Below are 14,898 nucleotides of genomic sequence, written 5' to 3'. Positions count from 1 at the left end.
GCCGTACAGGGGGGCGGGAGGCGCCCCCCTGGAGGGCACAGCATCACCCGTCCGAGGGACCGTAGGCGTCGGGATAGGCGTGCAATGCTCGGGGAACGGCCGGCTTCTGTCACCATCGACGCACTCTGAGTGACGACGCCCGAGCCACGCAGAGGCCACTAAAAGAACCTCTCCACGAAGGGCACCGACATGGGTCCCCATCCTTCGGTTGCGGCGATACGCCTGGCGGTCCGCCGCGTCCTCCACGACCTCCTGACCGAGTACGCCGAACTCGCCGACCACGCGGCCACCGCCGCGCAGACCGGACAACCGGCAGTCCCCGCCGGCCGCCCCCAGGCCGGCCTCCCCGAACGGGCCGCGCGCCCCGGCCGGACCGCCCCCGCCGCCCGGCACCGCGATGCGAACGCCGCGAGCGCCACCAGCGCCGCCCCCGCCCCGCCCCGCCCCGCCACCGCCTTCATCCCCTCCGCAGCGCGTCACGCCGGCGGCCACCACGCCGCTCGCGTCCCCCTCGTCCTCGTGGCCTGCTCCGGCGGGGCCGACTCCATGGCCCTCGCCTCCGCCCTCGCCTTCGAGGCCCCCAAACTCCACATCCGCGCCGGTGGCATCACCGTCGACCACGGCCTCCAGGACGGTTCCGACCTGCGCGCCGCCGAAGTCGCCGGGCGCCTCGCCGCGATGGGGCTCGACCCCGTCGAAGCCGTCTCCGTGAGCGTCGGCCGCGACGGCGGACCCGAGGCCGCGGCCCGCGACGCCCGCTACGCCGCCCTCGACGCCGCCGCCGAACGGCACGGTGCCGTCGCGGTCCTGCTCGGCCACACCCGCGACGACCAGGCCGAGACCGTCCTGCTGGGCCTCGCCCGCGGCTCCGGCATCCGCTCGCTGTCCGGCATGGCCGCCGTCTCCGGCGCCCACCGCCGCTACCGCCGCCCCTTCCTGGAGATCGACCGGCAGACCGCCCGCAAGGCGTGCATGGTCCAGGCGCTGCCCGTCTGGGACGACCCGCACAACGCCGACCCCGCGTACACCCGCTCCCGACTGCGGCACGAGGGACTGCCCGCCCTGGAGAAGGCGCTGGGCAAGGGCGTCGTCGAGGCGCTGGCGCGCACCGCACAGCTCTCCCGCGACGACGCCGACGCCCTCGACGCCTGGGCGGCCGACGCGGACTCGGCCGTACGGGACGACGCCGGCGAGTTGGAGTGCGCCAAGCTCCACGCGCTGCCGCCCGCGGTGCGCCGCCGGGTGCTGCGGCGGGCCGTGATCGACGCGGGCTCGCCCGCGGGTTCGCTCTTCGCCCGCCACGTCGAGGAGGTCGACCGGCTGATCACCGGCTGGCGCGGCCAGGGAGCCATCAATCTGCCGGGCCGCGTCGAGGCGCGGCGGCAGGGTGGCAGACTTGTCATTCGGCAAGCCTGACCCGGGCCCCCGGCGAGAGAAAGCGACCGCGTGAACGAGAAGGACATGGGCACCGACCTGCAGTCGGTGCTCATCACCAAGGAAGAGATCGACGCGAAGCTGGCGGAGCTGGCCGCGAAGATCGACGCGGAGTACGCGGGCAAGGACCTGCTGCTCGTCGGGGTCCTCAAGGGCGCCGTGATGGTGATGGCGGACCTGGCGCGCACCCTGTCCAGCCCCGTCACGATGGACTGGATGGCCGTCTCGTCGTACGGCGCCGGCACCCAGTCCTCCGGCGTGGTGCGGATCCTCAAGGACCTGGACACCGACATCAAGGGCCGGCACGTCCTGATCGTCGAGGACATCATCGACTCCGGGCTGACCCTGTCCTGGCTGCTGTCCAACCTGGGCTCGCGCGAGCCGGCGTCCATCGAGGTGTGCACCCTGCTGCGTAAGCCGGATGCCGCAAAGGTCTCGATCGACGTGAAGTGGATCGGCTTCGACATCCCGAACGAGTTCGTCGTCGGCTACGGCCTGGACTACGCGGAGAAGTACCGCAACCTCCCCTTCGTGGGCACGCTCGCGCCGCACGTCTACGGGGGCTGACCCGGGGGCCGCCCCCGTGCGGGGCGACCCGGAGCCGGGGTGGGAACCAAGCGGCACCTCCCGCCGTTGATGCATGGGAGGACAGGTTTGTCGACCGTACCGTTCGGTCACGGTTGTCAAGCTGAGGTACCGTCCGAAGAACAGTCTTTTCTCACAGCAGCATTTACCTACGGGCAGGAGGAACGGGGCGAATCCGCCCCGTATGGATGGACGTGAAGCGATACTTCCGTGGGCCGGTCATGTGGATCGTGCTGGCCGTCCTTGCCGTGGTCGTGGTGATGCAGGTCGTCGGCTCCTCGGGCGGCTACAAGACGGTTGACACCGGCCAGGTCATTCAGGCGATCGACAAGAACCAGGCCGAACAAGTCAAGCTGACCACCGGCGACGACCAGATCATCAAGGTCGAGCTCAAGGACGGCCAGAAGATCAAGGACAGCTCCAAGATCCAGGCGAGCTACATCGGCAGCCAGGGCGCCGACCTCGCCGACAAGCTGCAGCAGAAGTACGAGGCCGGCGACATCGAGAAGGGCTACACGGTCTCGCCCTCCAAGCAGAGCCCGTTCCTGTCGATCCTGCTCTCGCTGCTGCCGTTCGTGCTGATCGTGCTGGTCTTCCTGTTCCTGATGAACCAGATGCAGGGTGGCGGCTCCCGAGTGATGAACTTCGGGAAGTCCAAGGCCAAGCTGATCACCAAGGACACCCCGAAGACCACCTTCGCCGACGTGGCGGGGTCGGACGAGGCCGTCGAGGAACTCCACGAGATCAAGGAGTTCCTCCAGGAGCCGGCCAAGTTCCAGGCCGTCGGCGCCAAGATCCCCAAGGGCGTGCTGCTGTACGGCCCGCCCGGTACGGGCAAGACGCTGCTCGCGCGCGCCGTCGCGGGCGAGGCGGGCGTCCCGTTCTACTCGATCTCCGGCTCCGACTTCGTCGAGATGTTCGTGGGTGTCGGCGCCTCCCGGGTCCGTGACCTCTTCGAGCAGGCCAAGGCGAACGCCCCCGCGATCGTCTTCGTCGACGAGATCGACGCGGTCGGTCGCCACCGCGGCGCCGGCCTCGGCGGCGGCCACGACGAGCGCGAGCAGACGCTGAACCAGCTCCTGGTGGAGATGGACGGCTTCGACGTCAAGGGCGGCGTCATCCTGATCGCGGCGACGAACCGCCCCGACATCCTCGACCCCGCGCTGCTGCGTCCCGGCCGCTTCGACCGCCAGATCGCGGTCGACCGCCCCGACATGCAGGGCCGGCTGGAGATCCTCAAGGTCCACCAGAAGGGCAAGCCGGTCGCCCCGGACGTCGACCTGGGCGCGGTCGCCCGGCGCACGCCCGGCTTCACCGGCGCCGACCTGTCGAACGTGCTGAACGAAGCCGCGCTGCTCACCGCGCGCAGCGACAAGAAGCTCATCGACAACCACTCACTGGACGAGGCGATCGACCGGGTGGTCGCGGGCCCGCAGAAGCGGACCCGGATCATGTCGGACAAGGAGAAGAAGATCACCGCGTACCACGAGGGCGGTCACGCCCTGGTCGCGGCGGCTTCACCGAACGCCGACCCGGTCCACAAGATCACGATCCTGTCCCGCGGTCGGGCCCTCGGTTACACGATGGTCCTGCCCGACGAGGACAAGTACTCCACCACGCGCAACGAGATGCTGGACCAGCTCGCGTACATGCTGGGCGGTCGCGCCGCGGAGGAGCTGGTCTTCCACGACCCGACCACCGGCGCTGCGAACGACATCGAGAAGGCCACCGCAACGGCCCGCGCGATGGTCACGCAGTACGGCATGACGGAGCGCCTGGGCGCGATCAAGTTCGGCGGCGACAACACCGAGCCCTTCCTGGGCCGGGAGATGGCGCACCAGCGGGACTACTCGGAGGAAGTCGCCGCGCTCGTCGACGAGGAGGTCAAGAAGCTCATCGAGACCGCGCACAACGAAGCGTGGGAGATCCTCGTCGAGAACCGCGACGTCCTGGACAACCTCGTCCTCCAGCTCCTGGAGCGGGAGACGCTGGGCAAGGAGGAGATCGCCGAGATCTTCGCCCCCATCGTCAAGCGCCCGGCCCGCCCCGCGTGGACCGGCTCCGCCCGCCGCACCCCCTCGACCCGTCCGCCGGTCCTCTCCCCCAAGGAGCTGGCCCTGACGAACGGTGCCGCGGGAGCGAACGGCACGCCGACGGACACCCCCGTCCCCGGCATCGAGGTCGCACCGGAGGAGCGCCCGGAGACCACCTGACGGTGTCTCCCGCGTCACACCCCCAACGGGATGGCTGCCGCGTCCCCCCAGGTTTTAGCCTGGGGGGACGCGGCATTCGTATGACCGCACGCGGACGACCGCGCGGAGCAAGAGGAACGAGGCACAGATGACCGACCCGGTGACGCTGGACGGCGAGGGCTCCGTCGGCGAGTTCGACGAGAAGCGGGCGGAGGACGCCATCCGCGAGCTGCTCATCGCGGTCGGGGAGGACCCGGACCGCGAGGGGCTGCGGGAGACGCCGGCCCGGGTGGCCCGTGCGTACCGGGAGATCTTCTCCGGGCTCTGGCAGCGTCCGGAGGACGTGCTGACGACCACGTTCGACCTGGGCCACGACGAGATGGTGCTGGTCAAGGACATCGAGGTGATGAGCTCCTGCGAGCACCACCTGGTGCCGTTCGTGGGGGTCGCGCACGTGGGCTACATCCCGTCCGCGGACGGGAAGATCACCGGCCTGTCCAAGCTGGCCCGCCTGGTCGACGTCTACGCCCGCCGCCCGCAGGTGCAGGAGCGCCTGACGACGCAGATCGCGGACTCGCTGATGGAGATCCTTGAGCCGCGGGGCGTGATCGTGGTGGTGGAGTGCGAGCACATGTGCATGACGATGCGGGGCGTTCGGAAGCCGGGCGCGAAGACGATCACCTCCGCGGTCCGTGGCCAACTGCGTCACCCCGCGACCCGCAACGAGGCGATGAGCCTCATCATGGCGCGCTGACCCTCCGGGCCGCGCCCCTGACCAAGATCCCCTCGTGATCGCCCCTGCGGGCACGCTGTTGCTGCGGCTTCTCGTGGGCCCGCCTGCCGTTGCCCCGCGGGAGCGTTGGCCTCTGCCGGTGCATCGTGTTTGTTCGCGAAGTTCCGCCCCCGTGCCCTGCGGGAAGGTCGAATCTCTACCTGTCGGTGGTGGGCTGGTAGCGCAGTTCCGCCCCCTGTGCCCTGCGGGCACGGGGGGACCCCCAGCGCCGCCTGTTTCGCTGCCCCCGTCACTTGTCTGCGGGCTGAGGCAGGGGCTTTTAGGGGCGCGGGGAACTGCGCGAACAGCCCACCACCGGGCCGGGGAGACCAATGCATCCGCAGCACGACGGCGGGTACGTCAGCAGGCGCTTCAGGCGGTCGCTTCGGCGGGGTGCGGGGCGCGTCGGTGCGCGAGGCCGCGTGGGGTGGAGGTCGCTTCGGTCGGGCCAGCCGCAGGCGGCTACGCGTGGGCGCGGCCCGGGCCGCCCGCATTGCCCGTCGCGCCGCCCGCGTCGTCGCCGTCCTCGGGGAGCCGGCACACCCGCTCCAAGAAGAGCGCCGCGGCGATCACCGCCACACCCGCCAGCACCGAGAAGCCCGCGTAGATCGCCTGGTCCCGGCGCGCCGGGACGTCCAGCGAGCCGAGCAGGAAGACGCCGACGCCTCCGTACCCCCCGCTCACCAGCGCCGCGACCAGCGCGCTCGCCTGGCCGAAGACCAGCGCACGCGCAGCCATCAGCGGCTCCACGCCCTTCGCACCGGGGCGCCGCTCGCGCTGGGCCTTGAACCGGGAGCGCAGCGAGAGCGCCGTCGCCACCAGGATCACCGCGATGACGGCGAGCACGATCGGCGCTGCGATCGGCACTGCGGGCAGCGCGCCCAAGGAGGCCCACAGCCGGGCTCCGGCCCAGGCCAGCACCCCCGTCCCGACGAAGAGACCGGCCAGCACCCTGAGGCGTAGCTGCTTCACCGGGAGCACACGTCCTTCCACTGTCGTCCGTCGTCGTCCTGCCGTGGACTGCCGTTACCCGGAAAGGGGCCGGCAGACACCCGTCGTCAGCAGCCTAACGACTACTCCGGCAGGCGCAGTTCCAAGTCGGGCCGCGGGTCCACGCCCTGTCGACCTATCGCGGCCAGCAGCCCGGCGACCGCCCCGCGGCCCGGGAGCTGCGCGTCCGGGTCGATGTCGTGCCAGGGCGCGAGGACGAACGCGCGCTCGTGGGCCCGCGGGTGCGGCAGCGTGAGCGCGGGGTCGTCCGAGACCTCTTCCGCGTACGCCACGATGTCGACGTCGATGGTGCGCGGGCCCCACCGCTCGTTCCGCACCCGGTCGTACGCCTCCTCGATGGCCTGGCCGCGCTCCAGGAGCGAGCCGGGCGGGAGGGTGGTCTTCACCGTGATGACCGCGTTGAAGTACGTCGGCTGGGAGCCGGGTTCGACGCCCCACGGCTCGGTCTCGTACACCGGGGATACGGCGGTGACCCGGACGCCGGGAGTGTCCTCCAGTGCGTCGACGGCGCCCTGGAGGGTGTCGAGGCGGTTGCCCAGGTTGGAGCCGAGGGAGAGGACGGCGCGTCGGGGGTTGGAGAGGGTGACGTCGGCCGCGTCGACCTGCTCGACGACGGACGTGGGCACCGGCTGCACTGTGGGATCGCTCATACCCTGCTCCGCGTGATCGTGATGGTCACATCGTCGAACGGGACGGTGATCGGTGCGTCCGGCTTGTGGACGACCACCTGGACCTGCTCCACCCCGTCGTGCTTCAGGCACTGCTGGGCGATCCGCTCCGCCAGCGTCTCGATCAGGTCGACGGGCTCGCCCTCGACGATCGCGACGACCTCCTCCGCCACGACGCCGTAGTGCACGGTCTTCGCCAGGTCGTCGTCCGCGGCCGCGGGGCGGGTGTCGAGTCCGAGCTCCAGATCCACGATGAAGGTCTGGCCCTCCTCCCGTTCCCTGGGGAAGACGCCATGGTGCCCGCGGGCCTTGAGGCCGCGCAGCGCGACACGATCCACGCGAATCACTCCTGCTGTCCGTAAGTCTGACGGGCGGAACGGGCACCTGGCCGTGGAAGGACGGCTTCCTTGCCCTCTTCGAATCTACCTGCGGCCACCGACAGCCCTCACGGACGGGTGGTTCCGGGGGCGGGCGGGGCGATCACGGGGTGAAGCCCCCCGCCGGCCCGAGGCCGTCGGCGGGCCCGTCGCCGGGTCCCCGACCGCCGCCGGTGCCGCCTCCCTCCAGGCCGTCCGCGCCGTCCTCCTCGGCGAACCCCTCGGCGAGCACGGGGGAGCCGTGGTGGGACCAGAGCCGCCAGCCCGCGGGCGTGCGGCGGAACACGTTCGTCGCGACGACGTGCTGTCCCACCAGCGGGCCCAGCTCGCCGGCCGCCTCCGCGGGGCCGCCGCTGAGGATGTTCTCCGTGCAGGTCACCACCGCGGTGTCGGCGGCGACGCTGGCGCGCACGTCGGTCAGGAAGAACTGGATGTACTCGGTGTGCTCCATGATCACGGCGTAGGAGCGCAGCACCTCGCCGCGGCTCTGGAGCACGGGCCAGCCGGGGTGCACGCAGGAGACGTCGGGGGCGGACAGCCACAGCTCGGCCATGGCCGCGGTGTCGCCGCGCTCCATGGCTTCGTAGTACGCCGTGTTGGCCTCCTCGACCTCGGCGCGGGCCGCGGCTTCGGTCGGGTCGAGGTCGTCGTGGCCCGGGTGCTCGTCGTCTCCGTCGTGGCGGGAACGGCTCACCGGGCGGCCTCGACGGCGTGGGCGACCCGTACGGCGTCGGCCGTGGCCCGTACCTCGTGCACCCGCACCGCCCAGGCGCCCTCGTGGGCCGCTATCGCGGAGACCGCGGCGGTCGCCGCGTCCCGCTCCCGGGCGCGCGGCGGCCGGCCGTCCTTGGTGTCGCGGGCGAGCACGTGGCCGAGGAAGCGCTTGCGGGAGGCGGCGACGAGCAGCGGGCGGCCCAGCGCGTTGAGGTCCTTCAGGTGGGCGACGAGCGCGAGGTCGTGCGCGGCGTCCTTGGCGAAGCCGAGGCCGGGGTCGAGCACGATCCGCTCGGGGGCGACGCCGCCGGCGACGACGGCGTCCATCCGGGCCCGCAGTTCGTCGACGACCTCGGCGACCACGTTCGCGTAGACGGCGCGGTCGTTCATGTCGTGGCTGAAGCCGCGCCAGTGCATGACGACGAAGGGGGCGTCCGCGGCGGCGACGGCGGGCACCATCGCGGGGTCCGCGAGCCCGCCGCTGACGTCGTTGACGAGGACGGCGCCGGCGGCGAGCGCGCGCTCGGCGACGCTGGCCCGCATGGTGTCGACGGAGACCGTGACCCCTTCGGCCGCGAGCCCCCGGACGACCGGGACGACCCGCCGCAGCTCCTCGTCCTCGTCGACCCGGCTGGCACCGGGCCGGGTGGACTCCCCGCCGACGTCGACGAGGTCGGCGCCGTCGGCGACGAGGTCGATGCCGCGCTTGACGGCGGCGGCGGTGTCGAACCAGCGCCCGCCGTCGGAGAAGGAGTCCGGCGTCACGTTGACGACTCCCATGACCGCGCAGCGGCCCCACTCCGGCAACCCATGCAACGTACTCATACGCCCAGCGTAGGCCCGCGCCCGTGGCGGGCGACCGGGGGCCGGGGCCGGGGATGGCCGGCCTCGTGCGGTGCGGCCGGCGCCGTACGGCTCACCCGGCACGGTTCAGGCCGTACGGTTCAGGCCGCACGGCTCACGCGGGACGGGGCGCGCGGCGGGCTGGGGATCACGTGGGTGCAGGGGCGCGGCGGGCGCGGGGGTCGGCGGGTGGCGAAGGGGCGGGGGACGCCGAGGGTGACGAAACCTTCCGCCTGCATTGCGGCGAAGCCGATGCGGGGGAGGTCCCGGGTGGTGCGGAAGACCACGAACCGCGGTTCCCAGCGTGGCTGGAACTTGGCGTTGAACTTGTACAGCGACTCGATCTGGAACCAGCGGGACAAGAACACCAGCAACCCCCGCCACATCCGTAGCACCGGTCCCGCGCCGATCTTCTCGCCGCGGGCCAGGGCGGCGCGGAACATGGCGAAGTTGAGCGAGACCCGGGTGATCTTGAGGTCGGGGGCGGCCCGCAGCGCGGCGACGATCAGCAGCTCGTTCATGCCCGGGTCGGCCGATCGGTCGCGGCGCATCAGCTCCAGGGACATGCCGTCGTCGCCCCACGGGACGAAGTGGATGATCGCCTTCAGGTCGCCGTACGGAGCGCTGTTCGGGGCGCTGCTCGGGGCGCGTTTCCGGGCGGGCGTCGTACGACCCGCGCCGGATGCGCCGGGGCCGTCGGCGTCCGTGTCCGTGTCCGCGCGGTCGTCCTTGTGCGCGGTGGCGATCACCGCGTCCCCGTCGTCCGGATCCCCGATCCGCCCCAGGGCCATGGAGAAGCCGCGCTCGGTCTCCGTCCCCCGCCAGTCCTCCGCGGCCCGTCTGACCTGCGCGAGCTCCTCGTCCGACAGGTCGCGGACGCGCCGTACGCGGGTGGTGTAGCCGTTGCGTTCGATGCGCTTGACCATCTGGCGCACGTTGCGCATCGAGCGCCCGGAGAGCGAGAAGTCCGCGACGTCCACCACGGCCTCGTCGCCGAGTTCCAGCGCGTCGAGGCCGGTCTCGCGGGTCCACACCTGGCCGCCGGTCTCCGAGCAGCCCATCACGGCCGGCGTCCAGGAGTGCGCCCGGGCCTCGTCCATGAAGCGTTCGATCGCACCGGGCCACGCCTCGACGTCGCCGATCGGGTCGCCGCTGGCGAGCATCACCCCGGAGACGACCCGGTAGCAGACCGCCGCCTTGCCGCTGGGCGAGAAGACCACGCCCTTGTCGCGGCGGAGCGCGAAGTGGCCGAGGGAGTCGCGCTGGCCGTGCCGGGCGAGCAGTTCGCGCAGCCGTCGCTCGTCGTCCTCGGTGAGCAGTGCGGTGGGGTGCTCGGGACGGAACGCGAGGTACATGGTGGTCACGGCGGTCAGCAGGCCGAGCGCGCCGAGGGAGTAGCCGACGGTCCAGGCGTCGCTGCCGGCGTAGTCGACGGGGCCTTCGACGCCGAAGAGCCCGTACAGGGTGTGCTCCAGGCGGTCGGCGAGGCCCGGGTCCCCGATCTCGTTGTCCGGGTGCGCGCTGACGACGACCAGGCCGAGGCCGATCGAGCCGGCGCCCAGCACCACGAAGTTGGCGAGGGCCCGCCAGCGGCTGCGCGGGTCGGGCAGCGCGGCGAACTGCGCGCGGTGCCGCAGCAGCAGGGCCAGCACCAGCAGCGAGACCAGCACCCCGACGACGGAGTTGCGGTACGCGAACTGCACGGCGGCGCCGACGGGCAGCAGCACCACCGCGGCCCGCCACGCCCGCCGCTTGCGGCGCTTGAGGCCGTGGGCGAGCAGCAGCAGGAGGACGCCCACGCTGAGCGAGAGCGCGGCGACGAGCGGGCCGGTGGTGCCGGGGAGCACCTCGACGAGCGCGTGGGCGCGGCTGTGCCGGAAGCGGGGGACGACCCCGGCGGCGATGTCGATCAGGCCGACGAGGGTGCAGGCGGTGCCGACCACCGACGGCACGGCTTCGGGGCGGGGGCCCCGCAGCAGCCGGCGCACGCGGTCGGGCAGGCGGTCGGCGACGCTCCGGAGCCGGGTTCCGCGCCGGAGGGTCGGCTGCTCGGGGAGCTCCCGATCCCCGGGTGGCTGATCCTGGGCGCCCCGAAACGGAACCTTTCCTGAATTGTCCCCATCTACAGGTGCAGGCATGGCGATGTCGAGTTTCCGTGCTTCCGCGAGAGGTCGGGTGCGTCCGTGGGCCGTTGGTCAGGTCGGCTCCGGGCGATATGCGCCCTCTAGGACGGAAGTTCCGGGGCGTCGGTTCACTCCCGTGCTCAGAAAGTCCTCGGGTTCCTCAAGAACCCTGCATTCCGGGGCCGCTTTGGCGGGGCCCAGACAAGGAGCGCCCACGCCATGGGTCTGACCAGCACTTCCGTCCTGGTTCTCGCCGTCGCCGCGGCGGTGTTGCTGTTCGCGGCGACGATCTGGCTGTGGCCCCGGCTCGCCGGCCGCGGCTGGCGACCGCTCACGGGGCGGGTCGGTCTGCTGCTCGCGACCCAGCTCGCGATCTTCGCCTCGGTGGGCCTGGCGGCCAACAAGTCGTTCCTCTTCTACGGCTCCTGGGCGGACCTTTTCGGCCAGGAGCAGGACCTCGGCGTGGTGGTGGACCACTCGGCGGGCGGCAAGCGGGTCAAGGTCGTCGGCACCCAGCAGTTGGACGTGCCGGGCGGCGAGCGCCCGGAGCGGGCCGGGCAGATCCAGAAGGTGGTGGTCGCCGGCGCCAAGTCGCGGATCGACAGCCCGGCGTACGTCTACCTGCCGCCGGAGTACTTCCAGCCGGCGTACGCGAAGAAGAACTTCCCCGCGGCGGTCGTGCTCACCGGCTACCCCGGCACGGCCGAGAACCTGATCAAGGGCCTGAAGTATCCGCGGACGGCGTACGAACTGGCCAAGAAGGGCCGGATGCAGCCGATGGTGCTGGTGATGCTGCGGCCGACGGTGGCGCCGCCGCGGGACACCGAGTGCGTGGACGTCCCGGGCGGTCCGCAGACGGAGACCTTCTTCGCCGACGACCTGCCCACCGCGGTCTCCCAGGCGTACCGGGTCGGTGCGAAGCCGCAGAACTGGGGCTTCGTCGGCAACTCCACCGGCGGCTACTGCGCGCTGAAGGTCGCGATGCTCCACCCGGACCGGTTCGCGGCCGGCGCCGGACTGTCCGCGTACTACAAGGCGGCGGAGGACGCGACGACGGGAAACCTCTTCCACGGCGACCAGTCCCTGCGCAACCGGGCGGACCTGCTGTGGAACCTGGACAACCGGCCGCCAGCGAAGTCCTCCTTCCTGGTCACCACGTCGAAGCAGGGCGAGTCGAACCTGAAGGCCACCCACCGCTTCGTCGAGAAGGTGAAGGCGCCCGCCCGGGTCTCGTCGATCACGCTGGACAGCGGCGGCCACAACTTCACGACCTGGCGCCGGGAGATCCCGCCCACCCTGGAGTGGCTCAGCGGCCGACTCAGCGCGACCTGAGGCGTGCGCGCCGCGCGCGCCCTACCGCACCGGCAAGGTCTCGATGGACTCCAGGTCCACTTCCGTACGGGCCACGTCACGCCCGTCCGCGTCGATCGAGCGGCGCAGCGCCTCGTGCAGCCGGCCCGGGGTCAGCACCCCGAGGAAGCGTCCCGTCTCCTCCTCGTCGATCACCGCGATCCAACCGGCGTCGTGCTGGAGCATGGTGGCGAACGCCTGCTTCAGGGAGGCGCCCAGCGGCAGCCAGGCGTCCATCCGGCGGGCCCGGTCCCGTACGGTCCCGGTCGGGCCGGAGCCGGCGCGCTCGGACGAGATCCAGCCGTGCAGGTTGTCCTCGCCGTCCAGGACGACGGCCCAGCGCGAGCCCAGCTCCCGCGGCAGCGGGTCGTCGAGGTGGACCACCGGCGGCTGCTCCAGGTCGCTCTCCTCGATCGGGGTGACGGAGAGCCGCTTCAGGCCGCGGTCCGCGCCGACGAAGTCGGCGACGTACGGGGTGGCGGGCGCGCCCAGGACGGCGGCGGGCGCGTCGAACTGCTCGATGCGGCCCTGCCCGTACACCGCGATGCGGTCGCCGAGGCGCACGGCCTCCTCGATGTCGTGGGTGACGAAGAGGACCGTCTTGCGGACCTGGGACTGCAGGCGCAGGAACTCGTTCTGGAGGTGCTCGCGCACCACCGGGTCGACCGCGCCGAAGGGTTCGTCCATCAGCAGGACGGGCGGGTCGGCGGCGAGCGCCCGGGCCACGCCCACGCGTTGGCGCTGCCCGCCGGAGAGCTGCTCGGGGTAGCGGTCGCCGTGCACCGCGGGGTCCAGGCCGACCAGGCCGAGGAGTTCGGCGGCGCGGGCGCGGGCCTTGGCGCGGGACCAGCCGAGGAGGTGGGGCACGGTCGCGGTGTTGTCGAGGACCGTCTTGTGGGGGAAGAGGCCGACCTGCTGGATCACGTAGCCGATGCGCCGGCGCAACTGCACCGGATCGACGGTGGATATGTCCTCCCCGTCGAGGAAGATCCGGCCGCTGCTGGGCTCGATCAGCCGGTTGACCATCTTCATGGTCGTGGTCTTGCCGCAACCGGACGGGCCGACGAGCGTGACCAGTTCGCCCGCGTTGACCTCGAACGACAGGTCGTCGACCGCTGTCGTGCCGTCCGGATAGCGCTTGGTGACGTGCTCGAAACGGATCATGGGTCCCCATTGTGGCGGGTGTCGTGTGAAGGCCATGTTGCCTCCGTGTGGTGGTCCTCGGCGATTGTCAGTGGGCAGGGTTAGGGTCGAAGAACCTCAGGAATGCGGTCATACGTTCGGTGCTGGTGGGGAGGTGGGGGAGCATGAGTGCGAGTGTGAGCGCCGCCGCGCAGAACTGTCTGGTGGCGAACGACTGGATCTGTGGGGAATATCTCCGCAGCAGGAGCCAGGAATTGACGGACGCGACGGTGGAACACGTCTGGATCACCGCGGTGTCCGTGCTGATCGGGCTGGCCGTCGCCGTGCCGCTGGCCCTGCTCGCCCGGGCGAAGCCGGCCTTCGCCGGCCCCGTCCTCGGCCTGACCACCCTGCTGTACACGATCCCGTCGCTGGCGATGTTCTCGCTGCTGCTGCCGGTCTTCGGGCTCTCCTCCGCCCTCGTCGTCACCGGCCTGGTGCTCTACTCGCTCACCATCCTGGTGCGGAACGTCCTCGCGGGGCTCCGAGCGGTGCCGGCGGAGGCCCGGGAGGCCGCCCGCGGGATGGGGTACGGCCCGGCGAGGCTGCTGTGGGAGGTCGAGCTGCCGTTGGCGCTGCCCGCGTTGATGGCCGGCCTGCGCATCGCCACCGTCTCGACCGTCGCGCTGACCACCGTCGGCGCCCTCGTCGGCAAGGGCGGCCTCGGCAATCTCATAGACGAGGGCGTGCAGACGACGTTCAAGGCCCAGGTGCTCACCGCGTCCGTGCTGTGCGTGCTGCTGGCCGTCGTCGCGGATCTGCTGCTGCTCGCCGTGCAGCGGCTGCTCACGCCCTGGACCCGGGTGCGCGCCGGCGCGGCGCCGAGCCGCGCCCGTAAGTCCACGGCTCGAATACGGACCTCGGGGGAGGCTGTCTGATGCAGGTCGTGGCCGACGCCTTCACCTGGCTCACCACGGGGGCGAACTGGTCGGGGGAGAGCGGCGCCTGGCACCGGCTGGGCGAGCACGTGTACGTCAGCGGGGTCGCCCTCGCCCTCGCCGCTGCGATCGCCCTGCCGATCGCGCTGTACCTCGGCCACATCGGCCGGGGCGGCGCCCTCGCGGTCAACATCTCCAACGCGGGCCGGGCGATCCCCGTCTTCGCCGTCCTCGCCCTCTTCATGCTCACTCCGCTGCGCAGCGCCGGGTACGCGCCGACGATCATCGCGCTTGTGCTCTTCGCGGTGCCGCCGCTGCTGACCAACGCGTACGTGGGGATGCGGGAGGTCGACCGCGCCGTGGTGGAGGCGGCGCGGGGGATGGGGATGTCGGGCTGGCAGCTCTTCCGTCGCGTCGAACTGCCCTTGGCGTACCCGCTGCTGATGACCGGGGTGCGTTCGGCCGCCGTGCAGGTGGTCGCCACCGCCACCATCGCGTCGATGGTCGGTCAGGGCGGGCTCGGCCGGATCATCACCGCCGGGTTCAACACGTACGACACCCCGCAGGTCGTCGCCGGGGCGCTGCTCGCCGCGCTGTTGGCGCTGGCGGTGGAGGGGCTGTTCGTGGTGGTGGACCGGCTGGTCGACCCGCGCAGGAGGTCCGTCGCCGCGGAGGGGCGGGCCGCGGGGGCCGGGGCTTGAGCGTCCTGTCCGGAGCCTCGTCGATGCCGCCGTCCAGCAGCACGGAGTTCAACCCGGTCCCATCCCGT

The 14,898-nt window shown here is 71.9% G+C and carries 14 protein-coding genes; 7 read left to right on the top strand and 7 right to left on the bottom strand.

Annotated elements, in window-relative coordinates:
• The first annotated feature begins 189 nt into the window (after nt 1-189).
• From tilS to folE, 4 genes are all read left to right on the top strand, one after another.
• A complete protein-coding gene (tilS, locus tag ACH4E8_RS33010) occupies nt 190-1,416 on the top strand; it encodes a tRNA lysidine(34) synthetase TilS (protein ID WP_398455222.1) in 1,227 nt (408 codons plus the stop codon).
• A 45-nt stretch (nt 1,417-1,461) separates the two neighbouring features.
• The gene (gene hpt / locus ACH4E8_RS33005; protein ID WP_398455274.1) at nt 1,462-2,001 is read left to right on the top strand and encodes a hypoxanthine phosphoribosyltransferase; all 540 of its coding nucleotides are present in this window, start codon (nt 1,462-1,464) and stop codon (nt 1,999-2,001) included.
• 206 nt (nt 2,002-2,207) lie between these two features.
• Nucleotides 2,208-4,232, top strand: a complete 2,025-nt coding sequence (gene ftsH / locus ACH4E8_RS33000; RefSeq protein WP_398455221.1) for an ATP-dependent zinc metalloprotease FtsH — start codon at nt 2,208-2,210, stop codon at nt 4,230-4,232.
• A gap of 127 nt (nt 4,233-4,359) precedes the next feature.
• Nucleotides 4,360-4,965 (top strand): GTP cyclohydrolase I FolE, encoded by a 606-nt coding sequence (folE, locus tag ACH4E8_RS32995; RefSeq protein ID WP_398455220.1) that lies wholly within the window; start codon nt 4,360-4,362, stop codon nt 4,963-4,965.
• Between the two features lie 480 nt (nt 4,966-5,445).
• Here the strand turns inward: folE and ACH4E8_RS32990 are convergent, their stop codons facing one another.
• From ACH4E8_RS32990 to ACH4E8_RS32965, 6 genes are all read right to left on the bottom strand, one after another.
• Nucleotides 5,446-5,955 (bottom strand): DUF3180 domain-containing protein, encoded by a 510-nt coding sequence (locus tag ACH4E8_RS32990; RefSeq protein WP_398455219.1) that lies wholly within the window; start codon nt 5,953-5,955, stop codon nt 5,446-5,448.
• Nucleotides 5,956-6,056: 101 nt separating this feature from the next.
• Nucleotides 6,057-6,644: a 2-amino-4-hydroxy-6-hydroxymethyldihydropteridine diphosphokinase gene (gene folK / locus ACH4E8_RS32985; RefSeq protein WP_398455218.1), complete on the bottom strand. Its 588-nt coding sequence runs from the start codon at nt 6,642-6,644 to the stop codon at nt 6,057-6,059.
• On the bottom strand, nt 6,641-7,000 hold the full coding sequence (folB, locus tag ACH4E8_RS32980; protein ID WP_398455217.1) for a dihydroneopterin aldolase: 360 nt from the start codon (nt 6,998-7,000) through the stop codon (nt 6,641-6,643). The genes folK and folB overlap by 4 nt, the downstream gene beginning before the upstream one ends.
• Before the next feature lie 142 nt (nt 7,001-7,142).
• Entirely contained in the window at nt 7,143-7,733 is a 591-nt protein-coding gene (locus ACH4E8_RS32975; protein ID WP_398455215.1) for a nuclear transport factor 2 family protein, read from the bottom strand.
• Complete coding sequence (gene folP / locus ACH4E8_RS32970; RefSeq protein WP_398455214.1) at nt 7,730-8,578, bottom strand: dihydropteroate synthase; 849 nt, start codon at nt 8,576-8,578, stop codon at nt 7,730-7,732. Before folP ends, ACH4E8_RS32975 begins: the two co-directional genes overlap by 4 nt.
• A gap of 119 nt (nt 8,579-8,697) precedes the next feature.
• Nucleotides 8,698-10,584 carry a phosphatidylglycerol lysyltransferase domain-containing protein gene (locus ACH4E8_RS32965; protein ID WP_398455213.1) on the bottom strand — a complete coding sequence of 629 codons (1,887 nt, stop codon included), beginning with the start codon at nt 10,582-10,584 and terminating at the stop codon, nt 8,698-8,700.
• 354 nt (nt 10,585-10,938) lie between these two features.
• Between ACH4E8_RS32965 and ACH4E8_RS32960 the strand changes: the two genes are divergently transcribed.
• Nucleotides 10,939-12,051, top strand: a complete 1,113-nt coding sequence (locus ACH4E8_RS32960) for an alpha/beta hydrolase (protein ID WP_398455212.1) — start codon at nt 10,939-10,941, stop codon at nt 12,049-12,051.
• A 21-nt stretch (nt 12,052-12,072) separates the two neighbouring features.
• Here the strand turns inward: ACH4E8_RS32960 and ACH4E8_RS32955 are convergent, their stop codons facing one another.
• Nucleotides 12,073-13,233: an ABC transporter ATP-binding protein gene (locus ACH4E8_RS32955; protein ID WP_398455211.1), complete on the bottom strand. Its 1,161-nt coding sequence runs from the start codon at nt 13,231-13,233 to the stop codon at nt 12,073-12,075.
• 143 nt (nt 13,234-13,376) lie between these two features.
• On the opposite strand from ACH4E8_RS32955, the gene ACH4E8_RS32950 reads away from it, so the two are divergent.
• Together ACH4E8_RS32950 and ACH4E8_RS32945 are read left to right on the top strand one after the other, a co-directional pair.
• The gene (locus ACH4E8_RS32950; protein ID WP_398455210.1) at nt 13,377-14,129 is read left to right on the top strand and encodes an ABC transporter permease; all 753 of its coding nucleotides are present in this window, start codon (nt 13,377-13,379) and stop codon (nt 14,127-14,129) included.
• A complete protein-coding gene (locus ACH4E8_RS32945) occupies nt 14,129-14,830 on the top strand; it encodes an ABC transporter permease (protein WP_398455209.1) in 702 nt (233 codons plus the stop codon). Before ACH4E8_RS32950 ends, ACH4E8_RS32945 begins: the two co-directional genes overlap by 1 nt.
• The last annotated feature ends 68 nt before the right edge of the window (nt 14,831-14,898 follow it).

This window comes from Streptomyces sp. NPDC017979 (assembly GCF_044328175.1).
Taxonomy (GTDB): domain Bacteria; phylum Actinomycetota; class Actinomycetes; order Streptomycetales; family Streptomycetaceae; genus Streptomyces.
The sequence above is the reverse complement of the archived record's forward strand: the minus strand, read 5'-3'. Positions and strand labels throughout refer to the sequence as shown.